26 protein-coding genes are annotated in these 23576 nt (G+C 68.7%); all 26 read right to left on the bottom strand.

What is annotated here, in order from left to right; translation table 11 throughout:
• Positions 1-28: 28 nt before the first annotated feature.
• The 26 genes from QM720_RS11910 to QM720_RS11785 all read right to left on the bottom strand — a co-directional run bounded on the left by QM720_RS11910 (position 29) and on the right by QM720_RS11785 (position 23488).
• Positions 29-1213 carry a tyrosine-type recombinase/integrase gene (locus QM720_RS11910; protein ID WP_415126793.1) on the bottom strand — a complete coding sequence of 395 codons (1185 nt, stop codon included), beginning with the start codon at positions 1211-1213 and terminating at the stop codon, positions 29-31.
• Positions 1194-1445 carry a helix-turn-helix transcriptional regulator gene (locus QM720_RS11905; protein WP_415126791.1) on the bottom strand — a complete coding sequence of 84 codons (252 nt, stop codon included), beginning with the start codon at positions 1443-1445 and terminating at the stop codon, positions 1194-1196. The genes QM720_RS11910 and QM720_RS11905 overlap by 20 nt, the downstream gene beginning before the upstream one ends.
• Positions 1442-2020: a hypothetical protein gene (locus QM720_RS11900; RefSeq protein WP_415126789.1), complete on the bottom strand. Its 579-nt coding sequence runs from the start codon at positions 2018-2020 to the stop codon at positions 1442-1444. Before QM720_RS11900 ends, QM720_RS11905 begins: the two co-directional genes overlap by 4 nt.
• Positions 2021-2027: 7 nt before the next feature.
• Positions 2028-2495 carry a single-stranded DNA-binding protein gene (locus tag QM720_RS11895; protein WP_415126787.1) on the bottom strand — a complete coding sequence of 156 codons (468 nt, stop codon included), beginning with the start codon at positions 2493-2495 and terminating at the stop codon, positions 2028-2030.
• A 67-nt stretch (positions 2496-2562) separates the two neighbouring features.
• Positions 2563-4341 (bottom strand): type IV secretory system conjugative DNA transfer family protein, encoded by a 1779-nt coding sequence (locus tag QM720_RS11890; protein ID WP_415126785.1) that lies wholly within the window; start codon positions 4339-4341, stop codon positions 2563-2565.
• Positions 4338-4826, bottom strand: coding sequence for a hypothetical protein (locus QM720_RS11885; protein WP_415126783.1), 489 nt, complete (start codon positions 4824-4826; stop codon positions 4338-4340). Before QM720_RS11885 ends, QM720_RS11890 begins: the two co-directional genes overlap by 4 nt.
• Before the next feature lie 59 nt (positions 4827-4885).
• Entirely contained in the window at positions 4886-6397 is a 1512-nt protein-coding gene (locus QM720_RS11880) for an ATP-binding protein (RefSeq protein ID WP_415126781.1), read from the bottom strand.
• Positions 6394-7284, bottom strand: coding sequence for a hypothetical protein (locus tag QM720_RS11875; protein ID WP_415126779.1), 891 nt, complete (start codon positions 7282-7284; stop codon positions 6394-6396). Before QM720_RS11875 ends, QM720_RS11880 begins: the two co-directional genes overlap by 4 nt.
• 50 nt (positions 7285-7334) lie before the next feature.
• Positions 7335-8795: an SCO6880 family protein gene (locus QM720_RS11870; protein WP_415126777.1), complete on the bottom strand. Its 1461-nt coding sequence runs from the start codon at positions 8793-8795 to the stop codon at positions 7335-7337.
• Between the two features lie 4 nt (positions 8796-8799).
• The gene (locus QM720_RS11865) at positions 8800-10218 is read right to left on the bottom strand and encodes a conjugal transfer protein TrbL (RefSeq protein ID WP_415126775.1); all 1419 of its coding nucleotides are present in this window, start codon (positions 10216-10218) and stop codon (positions 8800-8802) included.
• 40 nt (positions 10219-10258) lie between these two features.
• Positions 10259-10528, bottom strand: a complete 270-nt coding sequence (locus QM720_RS11860; protein WP_415126773.1) for a DUF6112 family protein — start codon at positions 10526-10528, stop codon at positions 10259-10261.
• A 77-nt stretch (positions 10529-10605) separates the two neighbouring features.
• Positions 10606-10872, bottom strand: coding sequence for a DUF6112 family protein (locus QM720_RS11855; protein WP_415126771.1), 267 nt, complete (start codon positions 10870-10872; stop codon positions 10606-10608).
• Positions 10869-12047: a M23 family metallopeptidase gene (locus QM720_RS11850; protein ID WP_415127918.1), complete on the bottom strand. Its 1179-nt coding sequence runs from the start codon at positions 12045-12047 to the stop codon at positions 10869-10871. The genes QM720_RS11855 and QM720_RS11850 overlap by 4 nt, the downstream gene beginning before the upstream one ends.
• 15 nt (positions 12048-12062) lie before the next feature.
• A complete protein-coding gene (locus QM720_RS11845) occupies positions 12063-12752 on the bottom strand; it encodes a hypothetical protein (protein ID WP_415126769.1) in 690 nt (229 codons plus the stop codon).
• Positions 12753-12817: 65 nt separating this feature from the next.
• Positions 12818-13897 carry a ParB N-terminal domain-containing protein gene (locus tag QM720_RS11840; protein WP_415126767.1) on the bottom strand — a complete coding sequence of 360 codons (1080 nt, stop codon included), beginning with the start codon at positions 13895-13897 and terminating at the stop codon, positions 12818-12820.
• Positions 13894-14730 carry a hypothetical protein gene (locus QM720_RS11835; protein ID WP_415126765.1) on the bottom strand — a complete coding sequence of 279 codons (837 nt, stop codon included), beginning with the start codon at positions 14728-14730 and terminating at the stop codon, positions 13894-13896. The genes QM720_RS11840 and QM720_RS11835 overlap by 4 nt, the downstream gene beginning before the upstream one ends.
• 88 nt (positions 14731-14818) lie before the next feature.
• Complete coding sequence (locus QM720_RS11830; protein WP_415126763.1) at positions 14819-15256, bottom strand: hypothetical protein; 438 nt, start codon at positions 15254-15256, stop codon at positions 14819-14821.
• Entirely contained in the window at positions 15253-15894 is a 642-nt protein-coding gene (locus tag QM720_RS11825) for a DUF2637 domain-containing protein (RefSeq protein WP_415127916.1), read from the bottom strand. Before QM720_RS11825 ends, QM720_RS11830 begins: the two co-directional genes overlap by 4 nt.
• A gap of 14 nt (positions 15895-15908) precedes the next feature.
• Positions 15909-16778 (bottom strand): bifunctional DNA primase/polymerase, encoded by an 870-nt coding sequence (locus tag QM720_RS11820; RefSeq protein WP_415127914.1) that lies wholly within the window; start codon positions 16776-16778, stop codon positions 15909-15911.
• A 35-nt stretch (positions 16779-16813) separates the two neighbouring features.
• The gene (locus tag QM720_RS11815) at positions 16814-17881 is read right to left on the bottom strand and encodes an ArdC-like ssDNA-binding domain-containing protein (RefSeq protein ID WP_415126761.1); all 1068 of its coding nucleotides are present in this window, start codon (positions 17879-17881) and stop codon (positions 16814-16816) included.
• Between the two features lie 233 nt (positions 17882-18114).
• Positions 18115-19020, bottom strand: a complete 906-nt coding sequence (locus tag QM720_RS11810) for a helix-turn-helix domain-containing protein (RefSeq protein ID WP_415126759.1) — start codon at positions 19018-19020, stop codon at positions 18115-18117.
• Between the two features lie 77 nt (positions 19021-19097).
• On the bottom strand, positions 19098-19748 hold the full coding sequence (locus tag QM720_RS11805; RefSeq protein WP_415126757.1) for a response regulator: 651 nt from the start codon (positions 19746-19748) through the stop codon (positions 19098-19100).
• Positions 19745-21037, bottom strand: a complete 1293-nt coding sequence (locus QM720_RS11800; protein ID WP_415126755.1) for a sensor histidine kinase — start codon at positions 21035-21037, stop codon at positions 19745-19747. Before QM720_RS11800 ends, QM720_RS11805 begins: the two co-directional genes overlap by 4 nt.
• 1 nt (position 21038) lies before the next feature.
• Positions 21039-21785 carry an ABC transporter permease gene (locus QM720_RS11795; RefSeq protein WP_415126753.1) on the bottom strand — a complete coding sequence of 249 codons (747 nt, stop codon included), beginning with the start codon at positions 21783-21785 and terminating at the stop codon, positions 21039-21041.
• Between the two features lie 9 nt (positions 21786-21794).
• Positions 21795-22547, bottom strand: a complete 753-nt coding sequence (locus QM720_RS11790; RefSeq protein WP_415126751.1) for an ABC transporter permease — start codon at positions 22545-22547, stop codon at positions 21795-21797.
• Entirely contained in the window at positions 22544-23488 is a 945-nt protein-coding gene (locus tag QM720_RS11785; RefSeq protein WP_415126749.1) for an ABC transporter ATP-binding protein, read from the bottom strand. Before QM720_RS11785 ends, QM720_RS11790 begins: the two co-directional genes overlap by 4 nt.
• Positions 23489-23576: the final 88 nt, after the last annotated feature.

Here is a 23576-nt window from a genome sequence, read left to right as displayed (position 1 = left end):
CGTCGCGCCTCTCGATCGGAAAAGCGGTCTACCGGCTGAGGCCGCGCGAATGACTCGCAGCATGGCCGCTGGCGGCGCCCGCGCCGAAGCTGCTGAGGTCGGGCAGCTTGCGTGCCCGCTTCGTGAGCGCCTTCGGTGCGGTCTTGTTGAGCACGTCGAGCGCAGCACGGTCGGCGTAGTCGCCAAGATGGTGCAGATAGCGGGCCGTGATCTGGATGGAGCCGTGTCCGAGCCACGCCTGAACGGTGGTCAGCGGCACACCTAGGATGAGCCATTCACAGGCGGCAGTGTGCCGCAGGTCGTGGAGGGTACGCCCGCGACCCGTGACCTCCCAGTTCGTCGCGCGAACGAACGAGGTGCGGTAGAGCATCGCGCCCCGCGCGCTGGTGAACAGCAGTTCGTTGGGCTGCTTTCCGGCGGCGAAGCGGCGCATCACCGGCACGAGGTAGTCAGGGATCGGAAGCTTGCGAGTCTTGCCCGACTTCGGCGCTTTGAGCGCAGACCCTTCGGGCTGGTTGCGAATGACGTGCAGCATCGGCATCGGAGTCTCGGTGAAGTCGCGCACTTGCATTGCTCGGAGCTCACCCCAGCGCAGTCCGGTGCGACCGAGGACGAGCACCAGGTCTCCGCAGACCGGACTCAGTGCGGTGGCCTCGTCCACGACGTTTGTGAACTCGGGCGCAGGTAGTGGCCGCATGTCCTCACGGGCACGGCGATCTTTCGGCGGCGGTGTGGATGCGACCGGGTTTCTCGGGATGAATCCCTCGGCGACACACCAACTGAAGAACGACGACAGTGACGTGCGGTAGCGGCCGACGGTCGTCGCGACGAGGCCACGCTTGCCAAGATCGTCCTGCCACTTTTGGATCGAGTTGGCGTTCACCTTCCCTACTTGCAACTTGCGGAACCACAGTGGCAGTACGGGCTCGCTGCGGCTGGTGCCGGCGAGCTGACCTTCCGTTGGCAGGAGGAAGCGGTCTGTTTTCAGCGTCGTCTCGCTGACACGACCTTCCCGCTGCTCTAGCCACTCGGCAAGGAGCGTTTCGACGGCGATCTTTCTGGTGCTCGGGTCGTAGTTGTGCTCATCAACCGTTGTGCGCTGTCGGCGTTCCCACTCCACGGCGGCCCGCTTTGTGTCGAAACGTCGAGTGCCAACAACACGACCACCGACCTTTAGCCGCCCTTCCCACTTGTCACCGCGACGTGCGGGCATGAGCGCTTCCCCTTCGCGGCGCCCGGGTGCTCGCTGCTGTTCTCGCAGCAAGCCAGACCTCAACATCAGCGGCGCGGTAGCGTGGCACCCCCTCTGCAAGCCAGTAGACCGCAGGGCCTTCCCCGGCTTGCCGCCAGCGCACCAAGGTGGACTTCGACACCGACAGCCACGCCGCGACCTCATCAGTGCGCAGCAGTCGATCGCCCGGCGCCGATGAGGTCGATTCCTTCATCGAAACTCCCCCGTTTCTGGATCGAAGCCGGCGTAGAACGCCTCCTCGGCCTGGCGGCGGGCCTCCACGTCATCGAGGACGAACTGCACGAAGTCCTGATCGCGGTTCTCGATGATTCGGTCCTCGACGGGCTCGGTCGGGTCTTCTCCAGGCCATGCGGTCTGACGGGTGGGCCGGTCCCGGTCCAGACGTGTGCCGCAGGCCGCGACCCAATCGCGGAGCCGCTGTCGGGCGTCCGCGAAGTCACGATGCCAGCCCAGCGGGGCCGAGGCGTTCTGCTCGGGGTCGTAGGCCGCGAGCCAGTGCAGATGCAGGGCGCTGAGCTCCCACACGAGCTCGGGGTGCCGGTGCCAGAAGGGCGGCAGCACGGAGGCGGGCAGGCCGTAGGTGCGGCGGAGCCAGTCGGTCCACTTGTTGAGTTCCAGCCACTCGGCCTCGGCCTCGGCCGATGTGAGGAGGTTCCAGTTGATCGGGTGGGGCGGTTCGGGCAGCAGCGGCTCTCCGAAGCCGTCCGCAGGATCGTCGCCGGGAGGCACGGCCTCGTCCTGCTCGGGAGGGTTCTTGTCGTCGGTCATCGTCGGCTCACATCGCCAGCGCGGCCGCGCCCTGTCGGGACACGGCCGGAGACGCGAACTCGGAGGGCACGTCCCGGCTGCGCCTCGTGCTCTCGGTCGGCGCATCGGCGCTCATCGTCTCGTCGGGTCGCGCGGATCGGTCAGCGTCGTTGCGACGACGGCCGATCTTCCAGACCTCGAACTCCTCGCCTTCGATTGCTTTGCCGTCCCTGACGTACTTGATCGGACGGATGCGCCCTTCGGCGGTGAAGTTGGCGCCCTTGGCGAGCAGCGCCGCGGCTTCCTCGGCGGCATCGCCGAACGCGACGATGGGCATGTACTGAGTGGGCAGCTTCGTGAAGCTCCCGTCCTGCTCTCGGCGGCCCTGCCGCTGACCGGCGCGCGCCCAGAAGCGCGGCGTGCCGTCCTGGGTCGGCTTCGTGTCCGGCTCGGTTGCGACGTATCCCGAGAACGACATGTAGGTGCGGATAGCCATTGGCCCGTCCTCCTGGCACTCGTGGCAACCCCTCGGTGAGGTTGCTCTACCAGGCAGGTGCTCTCACTCAGTCCGTGGAACGACGCTCGAACAGCGCCTCGATGCCCGCGCGATCCGCTCGGAGCTCGGCCGCGTCACCCCTGTCAGTCCAGGCGCGCATCCTCGTGACGATGGGCGGTGCGGCCCGCAGCAGCACGAGGGAGGTGCCGAACGGGAGGGTCCTGATCGTGTCGGGCGGCATGATCGGCACCCGTCGGATGGAGCGTTGCGCGGAGCGGGAGCCGTGATCGCCGACCGTGGTGGAGTCGGTCACCTCGTCGCGCTCACCGATGAGCGTGGTCAGGTCGTGCAGGTCTTTGGAGTTGGAGGCGCCGCCGAGGATGATCTTCACGATGCTCGCGTCCCAGATCGCTCCGGCGGCGTTCTCCGACCACTTCTCCCGCGCCTGCGCGAGCGACTGCAAGACCGGCATGGTGGTGATTCCGGTGCCGCCGCCCTCGGCCATGAGGGTCGGCAGCGACGGCAAGGGGGCGAGGTTTCCGACCTCATCGAGCGCGAGGAGCAGGGGTGGGTCGAGTCTGGCGCCGGGGCTGGTTGCGGCGATGCGGCGGGCCGTTTCCACGAGGTCTTCCACGAACGCCGCGACCAGGGCGGCGGAGTTGTTCGCGCCGGCCCCGGTGGCGAGCAGGTAGAGGGTGCCTCGGGCGCGGAGGAACGCTTCGGGGTCGAAGCTCTCGCCCTCTCTCGGGCTCACCGCGTCGAGCACACGAGGGTCTGCGAGCGCGGCCAGGGCTAGAGATACGCCCTGCCAGATGGAGTCGCGGGTTCTCGGGTCGGAGTCGATCATCGCCTGCAACGACTCGGCCCATCCGGTCGCGGCGTTCGGGTTGGCGGTGAGGATCGCCACCGCGTCGGCCGCCGCCGAGGGGTCGAGGGTCCATCGGAACAGCTCGCCCGGCGGGCGCTTGTCCAGCGCGGCGGCGTGGAGCAGGGCTTGGAGCGCGGTGCGGGTCTTGCCCTCCCAGAAGCCGCCGCCCTCGACGCCGCCGGCGGACAGGCCGGTGCCGGCGGCGAGCCCGGTGGCTCGGATCATCGCGGTCAGCGGGCCCTCGCAGCCTCGGATGGGCGACCACCGCAGCCCAGCCGGTACTCCCTCGGCGAGATGTTGCGGGTCGAACACGGCGACCGGCCCGATCTTCTGCCTCGCCCGGAGTGTCGCGGTGAGGTTGTCGGGGCGGGTGCTCGTGGTGACGACCGCGCCGGGCGCGTCGAGGATGAAGTTGATGACGACGTGCGCGCCCTTCCCCGAACGGGGTGGCCCGATGAGGAGGATCGAGTCCTCGACGGAGGCCCACACGTTACCCCCGCGCGAGGCCCCGATCCGGTAGCCGACTTCCTGTGGCGTCGGCTTGGAGAGGGAGGGCCGCAGGTGCCCGGCGCGGCGCAGCAGCGCCGTCTCGGACGCGGCCTTGGTGACCTCGCCTCGGGTGGCGATCCCGGTGATGCGGTACGGGTCGGCCTTGACCTGGCGGCCCTGCTCCCGGATGAGGTGCCAACCCCACCAGCTGAGTACGCCGGTGCCGATGACCAGGACGCCGGCGGTGATCCAGTACGCGACCGCGTTGAGTCCTGGCGCGCCGAGCGGCACCGCTGGGTCGGCGGGATGGAGCAGCACCCCGAGCCCGGCGTCGATGCCGCCCGCAGGCTCGGCGGTGCCGGTGATCCAAGCCGCGACGGAGCCTGCGCCGCGGAGGATGGCGGCGAGGATCGCGGCGCCGATGAGGAGGCCGATGCCGAGGTTGCTCAGCTCATCCCCGAGGGAGCCTGTCGGGCGCGGGGTGCTCATTCGGGGTGACCGATGGTGAGTGCCCCGGAGACACGGCCGAGCAGGATGACCTCGCGGGTGGGGCTAGTGGCGAGCTGGTCGCCGGTGAGTAGGCCGCGCATGGTGCCGTCTGGCCCGGCGTCGCCGTGAGCGATGACGACGGCGACCGCGACGTCCTCGCCGGGCACGAAGCCTTCCCCGTGCATCGCCACCAACTCCGGCAGCGCGGACGCCTTCGGAGCCAGCTCGGCGGGTGTCTCGGGCTCGGGTCGGCGCCGACGGGCGAACGTGATGATGTCGGTGAACACGGTGCCGTCCGCTTCGCGCACTTCGACGCGCAGCGGGGATCGGTGCCGGGTGGAGAGCTGATCCAGGACGTGCGCGAAGGACTCGCGCCGCCACGGCGGGGCGAACGGTTCCGGCGTATGCGGCACCCCGTCGACGGTGACGGTCATCGTGCCGTCCTGAGCTATGACCATGACGACGTGCGGGAGCACGGCGGGCATCTCCGGGATTCCCTGCTGCGGCTCATCGTCGGGCGTGCGCCGATACCTCGGGCGGGCCATCATGCCTCACCTCCCGAACGGTTCCCACTGGTCATACGGCTGGTCGTGTCGAATACGGCGAGCTCGGACGGATGGAGCTGGTGCTGGACGACGAAACTTCTGTCTTTGATGCGCCAGAGCCCCTGCCCGGTGCCGAGCCCTGGGAGGAGCTTCTGCTCGGTGCCGGTGAGTCCGAGGGCTGCGGCGGTGGAGCCGAGCTGGTCGGGCTCCTGCCGGTAGACGATCCGCACCTCGGCGTTCGCGAGGAGGGAGGACGCGAGCGCCCGCATCGCGGTCCCGGCATCGCCCACGTTGTCGAGGTCGGAGAGCTTATGGAACACCAACATGTTGCTGATCCCGTAGTGCCTGCTCAGCCGCCATTGGGCGTCCATCCGGCGCAGCAGGCTCGGGTAGGCCATCAGTCGCCATGCCTCGTCGTAGATGACGTAGCGTTGCCCACCAGCGGGGTCAGTCAGGGCCGATTCCATCCACGCCGAGGAGCAGGTCATCAGGACGGAGATGAGCGTGGCGTTCTCGGCCACGCGGGACAGATCGAGCGACACCATCGGCAGCGACGGGTCAAAGCGAACCGTGCTCGGCCCGTCGAACAAGCCCTGCAAGTCCCCAGCGACCAGGCGGCGCAGGGCATGGCCGACGAGGCGGCCGTCCTCCGCGAGACGGCCGTCGTCATCGTCGGTGGGGTTCGGGGCGAGAATGCGGTCGACGACCATTGGGAGGATCGGCACCTCCGCGCTGCGCACCGCGTCGCGCAGGGCGATGTCGATGGCGGTGTGCTCCAACGGCGACAGCGCCCGGTCCAGCACCGTCTCCGCGAGCGCGCCGATCAGATCACGGCGGCGGGCGGCGACCTGCGTGTCCCACTCGACATCCGACACCGTGGACGGCCGGTGCCCTTCATCGAGCGGATTGAGGCGATTGGACATGCCATGCCCGAGCACGATCGCTCGGCCGCCAACGGCTTCCGCGACGGCCGTGTGCTCGCCCTTCGGGTCGCCGGGGACGTAGACGCGGCGACCGAACGGGATTGACCGGGTGTAGAGCGATTTCGCCAGCGAGGACTTCCCGCTGCCCACGATCCCAGCCAGCACGATATTCGGGGCGGTGATGATCCCGCGCTGGTACAGCACCCACGGATCGAACACGAAACTTCCGCCGGAGTAGAGGTCCTGCCCGACGAAGACCCCTTGGCTGCCGAGGCCGCCTTCCGCGAGGAACGGGTACTGCCCGGCGAGCGTCGCGGAGGTGTCCTGATGCTTCGGCAATCGGAACCGTCCCGGCGTGCGAAGCGCCGCCGGCCCCGGCTCGCCGGCGGCAGGCAGGTAGGTGGTGGCTCGGCGCTCGGTCTGCTCCGCCTCCCACTTCGCTTTCGCCTCGACCTTGCGAGCCTGGCGGGCGTCGGCCTCGACCCTCGCCGCGGCGTGCTGGCGCGCCTTGCGGTGCCGGCGGCGCTCGCCCTCGGGGCCGACGAGAACACTGGTGTGCAGACGCCCTTCATCCTCATGACTGGTCACAGCGAGAGCCCCCGACCCGGAACTGACGATGTGCCCGGGCGTGCGGAGAACCAGTCCGCGCCCGCGGCCTGCCCTCGCACACCGCGGTCTGACCGCGCCGCCGCTGAAGGGTCTTGCTGCTTGGCGTGGTGGTCGATCACCGCGTTCACCAACGGGTGGACGCCTCTGGGCTCGGGGGCATCATCGGGCGTGGTGCCGAACCGGCGGTAGAGGGACACGTACCCGGCAAACGGGTTGTGAACGAGCGTGTAGTCGCCTTGGGTCACGGTGCGGTCAAGGGTCCCCGCCGGCGGACGGGCATAGACATAACCGTTCTCGAGCGCCGCCTCGGTGGTTTCGGAGCCGTAGTCGAAGTCAGATAGGAACGCGATCGCGGCGTCAGCCCCATCGCGGTCGATGATGTCCAGCACCTTGTCGGCCACGTCACCTTGGAGGAACACCACGTTGATCCACCGCCACTCGGCGGCGGCCTCGTCAGACTGTGCGCTCGGCGTCGGTGACAGCGGCGTCGGCGTCGGCGGCGATTCGAGCCTTGCCGGGACTTCGTGCCAGACGATCCCTGCCGAGTGCGACACCGCCGCGGTCAGCCGCTCATGCACCGCGTCGAGCAGGGTTCCGGCTTGGTGCAGCTCATCGGCGGCCGCCAGTGCCGCGGTCGCCCCGGCCATGTGGTTGCGCTCGTTGTCGTGCGCGAAGACACGGAACAGGATGTGCGTGCCCGCGAGCTGGTCGACAACTTGCCGCAGCGTCGCCACCGCCGAGAGGAGTTCTGTGGTGACGACGTGAGTCTCACCCGGGTCGAAGAGGTTGCGGGTTGCCTCAGCAAGCCCGCCTAGCGCCTCGGAGGCTTCCCTCCCGTCGAGGATCGGGTCGTGATAGGTCGGCATGATCGGGTTCCTCGCTCATCGGGATTGGGTCACAGGGCAGGTGCGCCCGCTCAGACGGGTCGGCACAGCGGGAGCGCCGCGGCGGTGAACGCGACCGCCTGCTGACCGGAGAGCAGGCGGGTTTCGCAGGAGGCTTGGATCGCGGCCTGTTCGATGGCGGACACGGCGGCGTCGAGCTCATCGACGGTCGGCGCGGAGACGGAGACGAGGCCGGAAACGCGCAGGACGCCGTGCCCGGCGGTCAGATCGGCTTCTTGTTGGAGGATGTCATCGAGCTCGGCGGTGGCGGAGGCGTCCTCGACCTGGCCGATCTTGCGGCGCTGGGCGGCGTCGCTGATGAGCTCGGTCTTCTTCTTCCGCAGGTCGCGGGCGGCCTGATCGGCGCGGACGGGCGTGTAGTGCAGGGCGACGGTTCGCAGGATGCCGTTGGAGAGCACGAGCGGGGCGAGGAAGCCGGGGTAGACCTGTGAGCGGGGCCATTCGCTGATCCACAGCACCGCATGGAACGCGGAATCGGAGCGCAGCCGCTCCCAAGTCTCTGTGACCGCGACCGGGCCGGCGGTGGCGAGGTCGCGGCCCAGCGTGCCGTGCCGCTCCAAGGCGGGAGCGGCGGCGGGGTCGTAGGCGCCGCGGAGGATCACGGCGACCTCGCCGGGCGTGAGCCACCCTGTTGAGGTCAGCTCCGCCGCGCGCAGCGCCGTGGTCAGGGTCGTCATCTCCTGGCGCAGTACGGCGGCGGCTCCGCGCATCCCGCCGCCGGCGGTCCTGATCTGCCGGGCGGCGGCCTTCATGTCCAGGGCGAGCGAGATAGTGGTCGCGTGTCGTTCCCCGGCGGGGCCGGCGCGGTCGATGAGCTCGGCGTAGGTCGTCGCCGTCCAGGAGCCGTCGTCTGTGCCGTGCTGCCGCCACCACTCCGCGAGCCCGGTGCCGGAGTCGGGCAGGGTGCGCTCGGAGACTTGGATGCGGGCGATCCGCCCGGAGCGGCAGGCGGCGGCGAGCACGCGCCCCCACCCGGAGACGCGGCGCTGTTGCTCGCCCGGATCGAGGAGCACGAACGCCGGATGGCTCACCCCGAGGATCGCGGTGAGCGTCTGGGCGTGCGGGTCGTGGATCATCGCCGCCCCGGTCTCGGAGTCCTCCCACTCGCGCAGCCTCGCGGCGTCCCCTGGCAGGGCGAGGGTGCCGGCGGGTCGGGGCTTGATGATCCGGCGCCGGTAGAGGAGCTGGCCGAGGTAGGTGCGGGCGATCCAGCGGGTCAGGATCGGCGCCCACTCGATGACCTTGCGGCCGCCGGCGGGGATCACCGCGACCAGCGCCGCCCCGGCCCACAGGGGTGAGGTCCATGCCAGGCCCATGCCGCCGGCGGTGTAGAGGGAGGCGACGACGGTGAGGATTGCGATGCCGAGCGCGATGAGCTGCGGCAGGGACAGGCCGAGCAGGATGCCCCGTTTGGTGAGGCGGGAGAACTGCACGGGGCTCAGCGGGTAGTCGCTGTGAGTGCTGGTCGCCATCGGTCTACTCCTTCGCTGAGGGCTTGGTCGGGGACGACGGCGCCGGCGGCGGGGCCGAGCGTCGCGGCGACTGCGTGACGGGTGTCGACGATGGTGCGGGGCTGCTCGTGTGCGCCGGCGGGACGGGCGGCGGGGACACCTGCTCCGTCGCGGCGCCCGCGTGGCTCTCGGCGGCACCGCCGACCGCTCCGCCGAGCTTCGGGCCGGCGGTCGCGGCGCCCTTGACGACCGCGGCACCGACGACCACCGCGGCACCGACCGGGCCCGCCGCAGCCCCCGCCCCGGCACTCGCACCGGCACCGGCGCCTGATCCGGCACCCGCCCCGGCGGAGGTGGCGGCACCACCGCCGGTCGCGGCGGTGCCCGAGCCCGCGCTGGCGGTTGTGCCTGCGGTGGAGGGTGGTGTCGGGTTCCCGCCGCCGCCTTTGCCGCCCCCGCCCTTTCCGCCGGAGCCACCGTCGAGCACCTTCTTGGCGCTGTCCCCGGACGGGGCTGTGAGGACGGGGACGGGCCGGTTGAGCGCGGACTTTGCCTCCTGCTCGGAGCTCATCGCGTGGTACATGTCGAAGCCGACGAAGCTGAGGAACTTGTAGGTGATGTAGGGCGCGAACGCGGCGATGAACATGAGCACGACCCCGGCAATCGGGTCGCTGATCGAGGCGAGGTCGGCTTCGATGGGCTTGGACACCTGGCCGATGGCGACGAGGAAGATCACGACCAGCACGAGCTTGGAGAAGATCAGGGCGACGACGAACGCTGCCCACTTGGCGAACCAGCCTTTCGTCGCGTCCCAGGTCGCCCCGGCGAGGGCGACGGGGCCGAACACGATGGCGACGAGCAGCAGGGCTTTGCGGATCAGGAGGGAGAACCAGACGATCGCCGCGGCGCTGATGGCAAGGCCGGCGAGGAAGATCGTCAGGATCGCGCCGACGCCGGGGGCGGCCAGGTTGATGCCGGCTAGGCCCACGGCGAGCAGGCCGATCTGGGTTCCCATCGTCTGGATCGAGTTCCCGCTGGCCTGCACGATCCCGACTGCGAGCTGGTCGGTGACTTCCAGCAGCAGGGCCGTGAGAGTGATGACCAGGAACGAGCCGAGCACCGATTTCGCCAGCCCGAGGGCCGCGCGAGACAGCGCGGTGGGGTCGCGGTGGATGAGCCCGGTGATGAGCTGCAAGCAGAAGAAGACGAGCATCACGAACACCGCGACGCCGAACAGGATGTTGTAGACGCCGACGTACTGCGGGCTGGTGACATCCACGAGGGTCGTCGTGTCGAATACCTGCCAGACGGCCTTAAACAGCCACGCGGCGGCCCCGGCCATCGCCTGGCCGAGCCAGTCGAACGGGGCCGCCACCAGGGAGGCCACGCCCTCGCCCACGGCGTCGCACACGTTGGAGATGACCGGGACATCGCAGATGCTCACCGCACCCACCCCCGCGAGTGCCGTGGTGCTCGGGTGCTCATCACACGGCCTGCCCGACGCCCCAGAAGAAGTTGACCAAGGTGACCGCGGCACCGCAGATGATCGCCGCCCCGCAGGACACGAGGACGCCGACCTTGCCACGGCTGGCGAGGTGCGGGTTGGACGAGTTGGCGCCGAAGCCCCAGACGATCGCCGAGATGATGAGGGCGAGGACGCTGAGGATGAGGCCGACTGTCATCACGGCGCCGACGATGATGCGCAGTTGCTCGATGCCCGGAAGGCCCGAGCTGTTGGGGTTGATGTCGATCACTTGCTGCTCCCTTGACTGGTCGAGACGGGTTCTCGACGGTCAGGTGCGCCCCGCCGCTCCGGGCGGGGATCGACGGCTCAGAGCCGGGTGCCGACGCCCAGCAGGAAGTTCAGCCACGCGACCCCGGCGCCGGCGAGTGCGGCGGCGCCGATTGCGACGAACAGGCCGGTTCGGGCCTTGGTTGCGGCGTGGTAGTTGCCGTTCGCTGAGGCGATCGCCCACACGATCGCGCAGACGATGAGCATGAGGACGGCGATGATGAGCACGAAGGTCAACAGGGCGCCGACGATCAGGCGCAGCTCACCGGCGCCGCCGACGCCGCCGAAGTTGGGAAACACGTTCATCGCGCACCTCCGCGTGCGGTGCAGGAGGCGAGGGTGGTGTTCCCGGCTGTCACGCCTTGGGCGCCGTGTTCGGTGAGCCACACGTCCGCGTCGACCGGGGGCTGTGCTGCCCCGCCGGGGTGGATTTCCAGATGCAGGTGCGGGCCGGTGGAGTGCCCGTCTGATCCGACATCGCCGATGTGCTGTCCGGCTGCGACGGTCTCGCCCACCGTGACGTGGATGCCGGTGTCCCACATGTGCCCGTAGTAGGAGGCGACGCGCTGCCCGCCGACCGTGTGCTCGATGATGATGAGGTTCCCGTAGCCGCCGGAAGGCCCGGCGAAGGTTACGACCCCATCGGCTACGGCGAGGATCGGGGTGCCGTCCGCGGCGGCGAAGTCGCTGCCGGCGTGGAAGCGCCGTTCCCCGGTGATCGGATCGTCCCGCCACCCGAACGGGCTGGTGCGCGTCCAGGTGCCCTCTGGGAGCGGGAACACCAGGCGGTGTGTCTCGGGCACCACTGGAGCCCCGCCGTCGCCTCCGGCGCCTGTGCGGGCGGGGCGGGTGAGGGCGGTCAGGATCGCCTCGGCGACTGGCTGGTAGTTCTGATACCTGTCCGGGAAGGCGCTCACTTCGACCGACTGAGCGGCTTCGCCGGGGTCCATGCTCTGCCAGCCGAAGATGTCGAGCAGGCCACGCGGGGAGGAATGGTTCGGCCCGGTCGGGCCGCCGTAGAACGCGCGCGCCTGATACGCGGGGTCCATCAGTTCTGCCACGGTGCCCCACCCGGACTGCGGACGCATCTGGAACAGCCCGAGCGAGTCGTGATCGGCGCCGTTGCCGTCATTCGGGAAATCGCCGGATTCCGGGTAGGTGCCGGTGTTGGCGAGCATCCGAAGGCTGGATTCGGTGAGCGCGGCCATGAGGGCGATGACCGCGCCGGGGCGTCCGACCCCGGCGGTCTGCGAGCCGACCGTGATGATCGTGGCCGCGTGGGTGAGCTGCGTCCGGTTCAGGGTGATCGTGGTGCCGTCCTTGGTCGTCGCGGTCAGCGACTCCGGGATCGGGCCGACCACCAGCGAACCCGACGCGCACGCGGCGGACGCGGACGGGTTCGCCATCGTCGCCACGCCCAGCAGCACCGTGGCGGGGGCGAAGAACAGCAGCGCGGCGGTCAGGGCGGCGAGCTTGCGCATCACGGCGGGTCCGCCTTATCGGAGGGGGTTGTCGAGCTCGGACAGGCGCAGCACCTCGCACAGCCCCGGCGTACCGCCGCGGCCGGGGATCGGGCGGGCGCAGACGATGAACACCGTGAACGACACGCGCCGGGATGCCTCCACCGGCTGCGTGCCCCAGGTGCCGTCGCGGTGCCGCGTGCCGGTGATCGTGTACGCGGTGGCCCCGGCAGGTATCTGACCGGGTGCGGCCTGCTTCACGGCGGTCGCCCACGCCTCCGGGACGACCACTTCGTCGATGGTGAGCCACTGGCGGGTCTGATACTGCCGGAGCTGCGCCCACGCCTCGGTCGAGGGCAGGTAGGAGCGCACATCGCCCACGAAGGAATCCGCCTCATCGTGCGCGGCGACATCCGCGAGCACCTGCGCGTAGTCGGCCGGGCCGTACCCGGAAGCGGTGTCCCAGGTGAACAGGGCCGCCGCCACGTTGCGGGCGAATCCCTCCGGGCCGCCGGTTCGCGGCACCGCGACCGGCCCCGTCCCGCGCGGTGACTGAGCTGAGTCCGTGCTGGTCGGCGCGGGGTCGGATGCCGGGTCGTGGCCCGGCGTGGCCGGGCCGCGCAGCAGCCCGTAGATGCCGACCCCGACGAGCAAAAGCAGGGCGAGGCCGCCCGCGATCAGGGCGATCAGCAGGCGGCGACGGCGACGGTCGTTGGCGGGGTCCATTGCGTGTCCCTTCCGGCAGAGGTGATGTCGCCAGGAAGGTGCGCCCGCCGATGCCCGAGAGAGATTCAGGCGGTTTGCTCGGCGCGGGATGCCCTGGCTGTGCGGGCGGCGTCCGCGAACGCGAGGGTGCCGGCGATGGTCTGCTCGAACCGGCCCCATTGCTCCGTGCTCAGTGCCGGCCCGACCAGTTCGGGGTCGTAGTGCCGCCACCATCCGGTCAGGTCGTCCCAGGTGTTCAGGAACACCGTCAGCGGGTACGGCACCGGATCGCCTGTCTCCACCGGGGCCAGGGTGCGCCGCTGAGGTTTGCGGCCCGCGGCCTTCGCGGCCTTGACGCGGGCGAGGGCGGCATGCGCCAGCGCCTCCATCTCGACCGTCTTCGCCTCCCGCTCAGCGGAGCGCACCGCGGCGGCCTCGGCGCGGGCTTGCTCCCGCAGCTTGTCCGGCTGGGTCGGATCGGCAGCGAGCTGGTCGAGTTCGGCCAGGGACAGCGCCGCGTTGACCCGCAGGTGCGAGGGGTGAACCTTCCCGCCGGCCTTGATCCGCTCGACCTCGACGGCCGCTTGCTGGCGCACGCTCTCGGGCTGGCTCTCGTCGGCGGCGAGGTCTTCGAGGCGACCGATGCGCTCCAAGGTTGTGTAGGAGGCGCGGCCGGTGACCATCCGTGCCGCTTGGGCTCTCGCCTCGCCGGGGGTCGTGTCCCACGGTGCCGCCAAGTTGGCGGAACCGTCATCCCCGGCGTCGGCGCCCGCGTGGAACCGGGTGGCCTCCTGGCGGCGTGCGGCGTCCTCGGCGAGCAGGGTCTTCAGTTCCCGGTACAGCGCGGCGGCTTCGAGCTGAGTCAGGGGCTTGTGCAGGAGGTTGTCGTCCTGCTCGGCGAGGAGCTGCCCGAGCCGGTCGGAGACACCGGAGCGCACCCACACGTTGACGGTCTTCCAGCCGAGCTCTCTGATCGCTGCGAGGCGCCGCGCTCCGCAGATCAGATGCCCATCGAGGGTGATCGTGATGGGTTGCAGCAGACCGTTGCGGCGGATCGACTCGACCAACGCGGTCAGGTCGCCGAGGTCGCGGCGGTGCCGGTGCCCGACCGTGATGGAGTCCACGGTGCGCTCTAGCTCAATGTGGCCTGCCGGTGCGGTGCTCATGTCCGCTCGATCCCTGGCGCGGCAAGACCGGCGGCGAGCACGAGGTCGTCGTCCATCAGCAGGGCTCGCAGCGGCTCACCGATCAGCAGCCGCAGCAGCACCCCGCGGCCCGCGTTCGTGTGCGCGAGCGCGGGGTTCGGGGTGCCGAGGACGATCCGCAGCAGCGCCGTCCACGAACTGCCTGGCAGATCGAGCAGGGCGCGGGCCTGCCGGTCGCGGCGCAGCCCCTCGAACGCGGAGGCCCGCGAGGGCGCCTCGGCAAGCCGTGCGGCGACGTACTCGACGGCGGCGCGGGCTGTCTCCGGCTCCCAGCCGAGCAGGCTGAACAGCGCGATCGTGTCCTCCACGGCGGAGGCGACCGTCGTCACTGGCTCCGAAGCCGATGCCGCCTCGTCGTCTTGTTCGGTGAACGGGTTGACGTGGAGCGCGGGGTGATACTCGGGCAGCGGGTTCTCGCGGTCGCTGAACCGCTCCGCGTCATGGAACACCGAGTAGCGGGGCCGGCGGGCTTGATGCACCGAGCACAGGAGGCCGTTGCCGCGCTCCTCACCGATGCAGGTGACCTGTACCGCTCGTGTGACCACGGCCCACGGGTCCTCCGCGCGGCGGGTCGCGGCCCCGCGCATCGCCTCGAACGCGGCGGAGGCGGCCTCCCACGGGTCCAGCCCGTGCTTGCGGGCCAGGGCGGCGTACTTGTCGGCCGCGTGGTGCATCAGGGCGGCGGCCTCCGGGTCATCCCGCCACGCGCCACGGCCCGCGTCGTGCAGACGGTTCAGCAGGGCGCGCAGCGCCTCCGAGTCCTCGAAACGGGCCCGCCGTTCGCGGGCGCTCATGGATCGCATACCGGCACCTCCTGACCAGGAGGTGCGCGCACGGCTCACAGCAACCGTCGTCTCGGTGCTGGGGCCGCGCATGGCTACATCACCCCAGACCGATCCCAGAGCGCGTCACCCAGGAGAACCGCTCGCCGCTGCCGCGACCGAACGCGGAAGCGGGCGGCAGACGGCGGGCGCGCTCGCTCAACCGTGCGGAGGCGTTACTGATCCCACGGCGGCTGACCCTCACGGTCTGCCCCGGCAGACGACGGGAACGCCGGGCGAGCTCGGCCTGGAAGTCGATCCCGCGCCCGGCTACCCGCGCGGAGCGGTAGGCGACCAGCTCGGTCGGGCGCACCCACTCCACACCGCGCGCCTTCTTCTTCGCTCCCTCGGCGTTCGCACCCTTACCCCTACCGGCCAGGGACGGGTCGCGGTGATGGGCCAGTGCGGACACCTCGGCCTCCTCAGCGCGTGCGGCACGCGACGGCTCGGCGGCCTGTTCGCGGTCGAGTATGCGCGGTCGGATCGTGGACTCGTTCATGCGGGCAACTCCTTCGGGCTCTCCTGCTCATCAGGTGCGTCGCCTCGGGGCGTGAACCAGCGGCCCACCGTCGACGGGGCGACCGACAGGTGCCGAGCGATGGCCTTGTTCGACCAGCCCTCCTCCCGCAGCCTCGCCGCGACCAGACGCCGCCCGCTCCGCTCCGCCACCAGCTCATCCGGCACCAGCTCTCCCATCGCCTGGACGGTAAGGGTCGGAGCGGGTTCTTCGGTGGCCTCGGCAGGGCGGGAGCGGACGAGCACGACCGTCAGGTGCGTCGAGGCCAGGAGCACGAGCGGCGGCACCGCAGCGACGCATGCCGCCAGCACGCCAGGCACATCGGCGTCAGCGGCGACGATGGCGTGCAAAGCGTTCGCGGTGACCGAGATGAGTGCCCCGCCAGCCAGCAGCACCCACGGATACCACGCGGCGCGGTGCCCGGCGAGCGCGACGACGGCGACCGTGGCGACAACGATCAAGCCGTCCACGATGATCGGCCACGCCCACGCCTGCCCCGCATTCACCCCGGAGCGTCGGGCCAGGTCCGCCAGAGCGGTGAAGGATAGCCAGAACGCGCCGGCGGCGATCAGCACCGTCCCGGCGACCGCGGTGACCACCGCCAGCCGTCCGCCCCGCATCGTCACTTCGGGGATCACGAGAGCACCTGCCTTCTGACCCCCGCCGCAGCGGGGGGCGATCCCGCATGCCCTGGTGTCTCGTTGACGCGACGGGGCGGGGCGGCCCCGACCGTGCGATAGGCGGATCGGATCGTCACGAATACCTCGCGCGGCGGCAGGCCTATGTGCTCGGCCGCGGGCCCCAGCGTGTCCAGCGTCGACGCCGGGGATGCGCCGGCCTCCGCGAGACGGCACGCGGCCCAGAACAGGCCACGGTTGCGTTCGCCCTCCCGCAGCGCCGCGACCCAGCCGGCCAACCGGGTCGCATCCTGCGCCTTCGATGCACCGCCGGGCCGGAAAGAGGGTGCCGGGCGGGGGTCGAGGAAGTCCCGCAACGCCTTGCCGTCCACGCCACGAACGGCGGGCTCGGCAGCACGGATGAGCTCGTATCGACCGTGTCTTTCATCGTTGAGCTGAACGACCGAGGGTGGGACGACGATGTAGCCGCCCGTGCCCCGGAAGTCCACATGCGCGCGGGCGGCCTGCCATGACGGCTGCGGCCGCTCGGGGTCGGCCGGGTAGTAGGCGTGCATCCCGCCTGACGGGGTACGCACCAGCGCGGCCCATCCGGTGACGAGCCCGGCTCGGCGGGCGCGGTCGAACCCCGCGAACCCGGAACCGGCAGCCTTCCGGTCCACATCGACCACATCCAGCCCCGATGCAGCGCCGGTCGGGACGCCGATGTTCGCCTCGGGCATCCACCGCCACCACGACCTGATCCGGCGAGGGTCCGTCGTCGCCTCATGGAACCCCTCATGCGTCAGCGGGCTCTTACCGCCCGGAACGCACGGGAACACCGGCACCCCGGCGTCCGCAAGCCGTAGCGCGGCCTCGGGTAGCGGCATCCCGGCGACGGCGGTGAACAGGGCGGCGGAGTCCATCACAGACTCCTCACCGCGAGCTCGGCGGTGCGCGCCGTGTCCATCGGCGCCGGCGGGGTCCGCTCAGCACGCGGGCTCGGCGCGGCGTCGCGGGTCAGGCCGGGCGGGTCGCCCGCGCCGGCCTGCACGGTGTCGAGAGCATCGAGGATCGCCGTAGCGGTCTTGCGCACTCGTTCCCCGGTGGCCTGCACGACCTCGGCCGGGTCCTTGTCCTTCACCGTGCCAGCCCAGCCGGAGACGTAGTTCACGCTGTAAGAACTGGTGTCCATCCCGTGCGCCGCGGCGATCATCAGCGCCACCGACTCGGCCTCGACCTCACCGATCCCGCGATGCCCGGACGCTTCGCGGTTGTCCGGGCCGTGCATCTTCAGATGCGCAAGTTCGTGAGCCAGAGTCTTCACCTGGGCGGCCTCGGGCATGTTCACCCTGACCGCGACCGTCCGTGCGGTGAAGTCGGTCAACCCATCCGCGCCGTCGATCATGCCCTCGTGCTCGACCCGCAACACCTCGAAGCCCTCGGCCGCGATCAGCGCCGCCAGCCCCTCCCACAGCCCGGCAGGTGCCGCGCCCTCGGGCAGGCTTGGCACGGGTCGTTCGGGGATCGGGTCGCCCGTGGTCTGCGAGACATCCCACACATAAGCCGGTTTCGCGGCGATCATGCGCGAGCGCACCGCCTCGCCCGGCTGAGGCTTCTCGAACCGGCCCAGGCGACGCCACGAGCCGGGGTCCTGCGGCGTCGAAGACGCGAACCGTCCCGTCACCGGGGCGAAGATCATGTAGCCGGGCTGGCCCTTAGCGACCTGCCGGCCAAGCGCCTGCCATTGCTTGTAACCGGCGACATACGACGGCTCCGGGTTCGGCACCCGGCCCTGCTCGAAAGCGTCGATGTGCTGCACCCAGATCAGCAGCGTGTTCCCGAACGAGCGCGACCGGAACCGGGCAGCGAACTCCAACGCACGCCGCCAGTCATCCCCGGTGACCAGCCGCTCGACGGCGCCAGTCAGGCGCTCATGCAGCTCATCGAGCTTCGCGTCTCGCGCTGCTCGTGCCTCCTCGGTTGTCGCCATCGCTGACCTCCTCCCGGTGAGGGCCGGTGGCACATGCCGGTGGCCCTTGCGACCATGAGGTACGCCGGGAGGATCAGAGAGACGAGACGGCGGTCAGAGAGAACAGTGACCGTCAGGCCCGATAATGAACCCGACGAGTTCTTACTGGTTACCGGACGGCGTCGACGCAGAGCGTCAGATCGCGCTTACCATCCCGATACCGGGCACAGGAGATAGCCAGATAGCGAACAATTTCACGCAAGGGTGCGGAGTCGCCGGTAGCGACCTGGGGTGACGCCGACGTACTGACGGAACAGCTCGGTCGCATGGCTCCGTGACTGCCATCCAACCTGCCGCATCGCTTCAGCCATTGAAAGGTCGGTCTCTCGCAAGTATTTTGCCAGGTGCTCGGCACGAATCATGGTGAGAAACGCCAGCGGTGTCTTGCCATATGCCTCAACGAAGACACGACTCAACTGCGACGAAGACAGATGCACCTCCGCAGCGAGCGCGTCCAACGTCCACCGTTCTGCGGGAGCTTCACGCAGCAGCTCGGCGACCTTCCGAACCTCCGTGCGCAGCGGGGAGAACCGGCGGTCCCTCGGAAGAGTAGGCCGAATATGCGCACGTTGAGAGGCAGAAACCCGCACAGGCGAGAGCTTGACGAACGGGGCGATCACGTCGGTGATCGAGAACCACAACGCCTGGATACGGAAGTAGTCACGGGCGAAGTGCCCGTCGATGCTGAGCCTCACCAGCTCGTCCAACCAGGGCATCAGCATCCCGGCGCGATCCTCACCGAGTCGGAGGATCTGAACAGGCTCTGTGTAGATCATCTCCGCGAAGCCTTGCGCGTCGAGCCGATCCTGGACTAAGCCTGCGTATTGCCATCGGACTTGATCGAGCACATAGTCAGGATCGAGAGACACGGAGGTAAAGGTGATACTCCCCTCAGGTTCAGAGCCGCAAAGGGTGTTGGGAGCAAGCAGAATGACATCACCGGGCCGCACGGGCTTCTGACCGAACTCAGACAAGAGGATCGCGGTGCCGTCACGAATCACTATCACTTTCACGCAGTCATAAGCCACTGGCCTGATAGAACGATGCGATGTGCGGCTGCGGGCAACTATCGGGTAATAAACCTGGATCGCCTGCGACATGAGTGTTCCTGTGCCGAGACAGCACGAACCTGCCAGGTGACGGTTGACCCATCACCTGCATATGGTTCGACGCCTTACTAGGGGGCGAACCCAGCTCTATGACCCCGAATGACGATATCCACGCGGTCCCGCGCGTCGAGTTTTCGGAGAATGCGGTTGATGTGCGTCTTGACCGTTCCCTCAGTAAGCACAAAGCGTTCTGCGATCTCAGCGTTTGTTAGCCCCTCAGTAATGGCACGAGCGATTTCGCGCTCTCGTGTGGTGAGCGCGTCGAAGTCGTCACTGATGGCCGTTTCCGGGCGAACCGGCCATTTGGCCTTTTCGAGCATCCGTCGCGTGATGCGCGGGGTGACCACGGCGTCGCCGTCGTGGACGGCTCGGATCGCTGCGGCGAGTTGGTCGGGGGTGGCGTCTTTGAGGAGAAAGCCGCTGGCACCGGCGGCGAGCCCGTCGAAGGCGTATTCGTCCAGGTCGTAGGTGGTGAGTATGAGCACGCGGGGCGTCTCGTTCTCCGCTGTGATCTGTCGGGTCGCCTCGATCCCGTCCATGTCGGGCATCCGCACGTCCATGAGAATCACGTCCGGCTCTGCTGCGGCTGCGACGTCGATCGCCTGTCGACCATCTGCGGCTTCGGCGACAACAGTGATGCCGGGTTCGGCCGTGAGCATCATGGCGAAGCCGCTGCGGGTATCCGCGTTGTCGTCCACGAGCATGACTCGAATGCTCATGGGGTGCTCTCCTTGGGAACGGGGATGGTTGCTGTGACATGCCAGCCCCCGGCGGGTGCTGGCCCGGCGTGCAGTTCGCCCCCAAGCTCCGCCGCACGCTCGGCCGCTCCGCGAAGTCCGTTCCCCGTGGCGGCTTCCGTTGGCCCGTGGCCGTCGTCGCGCACCTGAATCGTCAGATTCTCCGGGGTGTATATCAACGAGACGGTGAGCAGAGAGACATCCTTCGCATGGCGCATGGCATTGGTGATCGCCTCCTGCACGATCCTGTACCCCGCACCACGCACTTCTTCGGTGAGGAAGCCGACCGCGGCCTCTCCGTTCACGGAGAGGCGCGTGACGAGCCCGGTGCTCTCTGCGGTGTCCAGCAGCTCACGAATCCCGAGCTCGGCGTCGTCTTTGCCGCTCATCGAAGCAGGCCCCGTGGGAGCGGGAGCCTCGATGCTGCGTGCAGGCGTGCGGGGGGCGACCTCGCCCTCGGGGCGGAGCGTGCCGAGGATGGTGCGGGTTTCTCCGAGAGCATCGCGGGCGATGCTGTTGATCCGGCGGAGTCCTGCTTCGAGGACTTCCGGGCTTGCGGTGGACGCGCGCAGCGCCCCGTCCGAGAGATTGATGATCGCGGTCAGGGAGTGCCCAACGACATCGTGCATCTCGCGTGAGAGCATCGCGCGCTGCTGTACCGCCGAGAGTTCTGCCGCCTGTACCTGTTCCTGCATCTCGTGGATGACGCGAAGTTCCTCGGCCTCCCGCAACTTCGACAGCATGTTCACCAGCAAACCGAGCAGACAGGCAGGTACGAGCAGCACCAGGGTGAGGATCAGCAGCGCATCGACGGGCAGCGCCTCCGAGGACAGGGGCACGCCAACCACGACGACCACAGTGACGATGATGATCGCCGCGACAACCGCGATCCAAGCTCGTCGCTGGGGCAGGTATGCGCCCAGGGCGTATCCCGCGACCGCGAGCCCGAGCGGGTCAGTCAGCCCGAGTACGAGGGTCTTCACGACCAGCACAAGCACCAGCACGATGGCGAATACCAGGATCGGTGCCCGCCTGCGGAACGACAGTGCCACGCCAGCACCGATCGTCGCGGCAAGGCCGATCCCCGCATGGACTGCCGATGTACCCACGCTGAAGATCAGGCCGTGTGCGAGACCGGGCAGCATGAGTAGGACGTACACGGCTGCGATCGTCACGTCGACTAGTACGGGGTGGCGGGTGAGGAATCCGCGCAATCCCGCTCGCTCCACAGGAACCGCCGTCCGAGGCGTGGCGAGAGTGTCGCTGCTCATCTCAATACTCCTTCTTCCGCAGTACCAGCCTGCCAACGATGACTGCGACGAAGATGAGCACCGCGTTCCAGACGAGGAACATGGCTAGCTCAACAATGTTCGGAGACGTCAAGGTACGAGCCTGGAGGCCGGTGACGACCAGTGCGTAGGGGTAGATCGCCCCAAGAGCAGGCGCAACGACGGTGATCGCCAGGCTCAGAATCGACGCGCCAAGCCCGATCACGATCGTCGACGCGAAGCTGCGCACGATGATCCCGACAAGCAACTGAATCGCCGCGATCGTCACGCCCCCGAGCGCCCCGAGCAGCGTCCAGCCGAACATGGTGCCGATATCGCCCGGCGTCAGCGAGAAGCCGAGGATCAGGCAGCTCGCAAGCACCACCGCCAGGAACACCGCCTCGCAGAAGAGCACGAACCCGCACATCAGCCCGAGCTTGCCCCGGTAGGTCTTGCTGACAGCGGCGCCGTAGGAAGCCATGCGCCGCCAGTTGCCCTGCTCATGCTCCATGCGGGTGAGAGAGGCCGCGCGCATGGTGATAAGGAACGGGAAGAACAGCGCACCCCACAGCAGTGCCGCCTGCCCCCAAACCGCCTGCCAGGTCACATTCTGCGCGGCGAACGTATCGACGTTGGAGAGATAGTTGTTGATCCCGTTCGCCGCGTTCAGCCCGACCAGGGCAACGGCGACAAGGAGGAGAATCCACGCCTTCTTGGACTTGCGGCGTTCGATCGTGAGTGCAGTCATCATCGGAACCCTTTACCTCGAAACCATCTTCGCGAACACGGTCTGCGTGACCGCTACACACCCCACGCCCACGAACACGATGATCGCGAGATAGGCGCCCAGGTTCTCCACGGGAACGAACCCGATGATCGTGCCGTCGCGAAGCTCGCTGCGCATCGGGTTGACGAGCCCCGCGTACTGCCACGGAATGAGCACGGAAAGCTGCGGCGGCACCTGCGCCGCGAACGATCCCACCAAACCGCCCAATACCCCGACCGTGAGCGTCACGGCCTGCCGCTCGAACAGCAAGGCCAGCACAAGCTGGATCGCGATGACAGCGATGCCCGCAACCACCAACCCCAACAGCCAGGTGCCCGTCAGGCCAAGATCAGGGGTTACCCCTCTCGCGGACGCAACAAGAGTGACAACGGCAACGTAGACGACGGTGCCGAGAGTGACCATGACGAAGGCAACGAAGAACTTGCCGAAGAACAGGGACGATCGCGATTGATTCGCCGCGAACAGCGTGGGCATCATCCGCCCGTCATGCTCCATCGCCGACAGTCGCGAAACGATGACGGTGGCCACGATCGGCGCGAACAGCGCGATCACCCCGGACGCCTGGCTGACGACGAACGCGGTGTCCTTCGGAACCTCGTAGTCTCGCATGAGCGTCATCATCAGCCCCGAGACAGCCCAGACCAGCTCGAACCCGACGATCAGCGCCAACGTCAGCCAGATCCGCTTGCGCTTGAGCTTTGCGAACTCCAAACCGATCGCGCTCATGCTGCCACCTGCGCTGCGCCTTGCACCTGCGCCTGCTCGGTCATCTGCAGGAACTTCTCTTCCAACGACCGACGTCGAATCTCCACGCGATACACCCCAACGCCCGCGCCCACGATCGTGCTCACGAGCTTCGGAATGTGCTGATCCTCGTACACCGGGAGCGTCACTTCGCGGTTCTGCACCAGGTCGACCTGCCAGCCCTGCGAACGCAGCATCGCGGCGGTGCGCTCGGCATCATCAAGGGTGAGCACGAGCCGACCAGCATCCTCGAGCCCCGCCAACGGCCCCTGATAGAGCAGGCGTCCGTGGTCGATGATCCCGATCGTGTCTGCCATCTGCTCAACCTCGCTCAGCAGGTGACTGGACACGACCACCGTGAGGCCATGAGTCTGCGGCAAACTCTTGATGAGTTCCCGAATCTCGTGAATGCCCGCAGGATCAAGTCCGTTGGTCGGCTCGTCAAGGATCAACAGCTCAGGCGTGCCGAGCAGCGCCATCGCGATGCCGAGCCGCTGCTTCATGCCGAGCGAATACTCCTTCGCGAGTTTCTTCGCCGCGTGCGTGAGCCGCACCGTCTCCAGTGCCGCGTCAACGGACACGGCGGGCACGCCCTTGATGCGACGCACGATGTCCAGGTTCTCCCGACCCGTCAGGTGCCCGTAGAACGACGGTGCCTCGATCAACGACCCCACGCGCGGAAGCACACGCTTCGCTGAGCGCGGCGAGAACTGCTCGCCCAGCATCTCCACCGTGCCCGAAGTCGGGTGAGCCAGACCCAGCAGCATCTTCATCGTGGTCGACTTGCCCGCACCATTCGGGCCGAGGAACCCGAACACCTGCCGCGGCGCGACCGCAAGATTCACGCCCTCGACCACCGGCACGCCACGGTACTGCTTCGTCAACCCGCTGGTGCGGATCGCCCACTGAGATGCCTGATTCACTTCGTCTCCTGTCTCCGGGAACAACTCCTTACCTATCCCAGCAAGCCGACGAATCAGATACGTCCAACTACGGTTAGCACTTCGTGGC

The organism is Microbacterium sp., from assembly GCF_047602155.1.
GTDB lineage: Bacteria > Actinomycetota > Actinomycetes > Actinomycetales > Microbacteriaceae > Microbacterium.
Note: the sequence above shows the minus strand (reverse complement) of the source record. Positions and strands in the feature narration are given on the sequence as shown.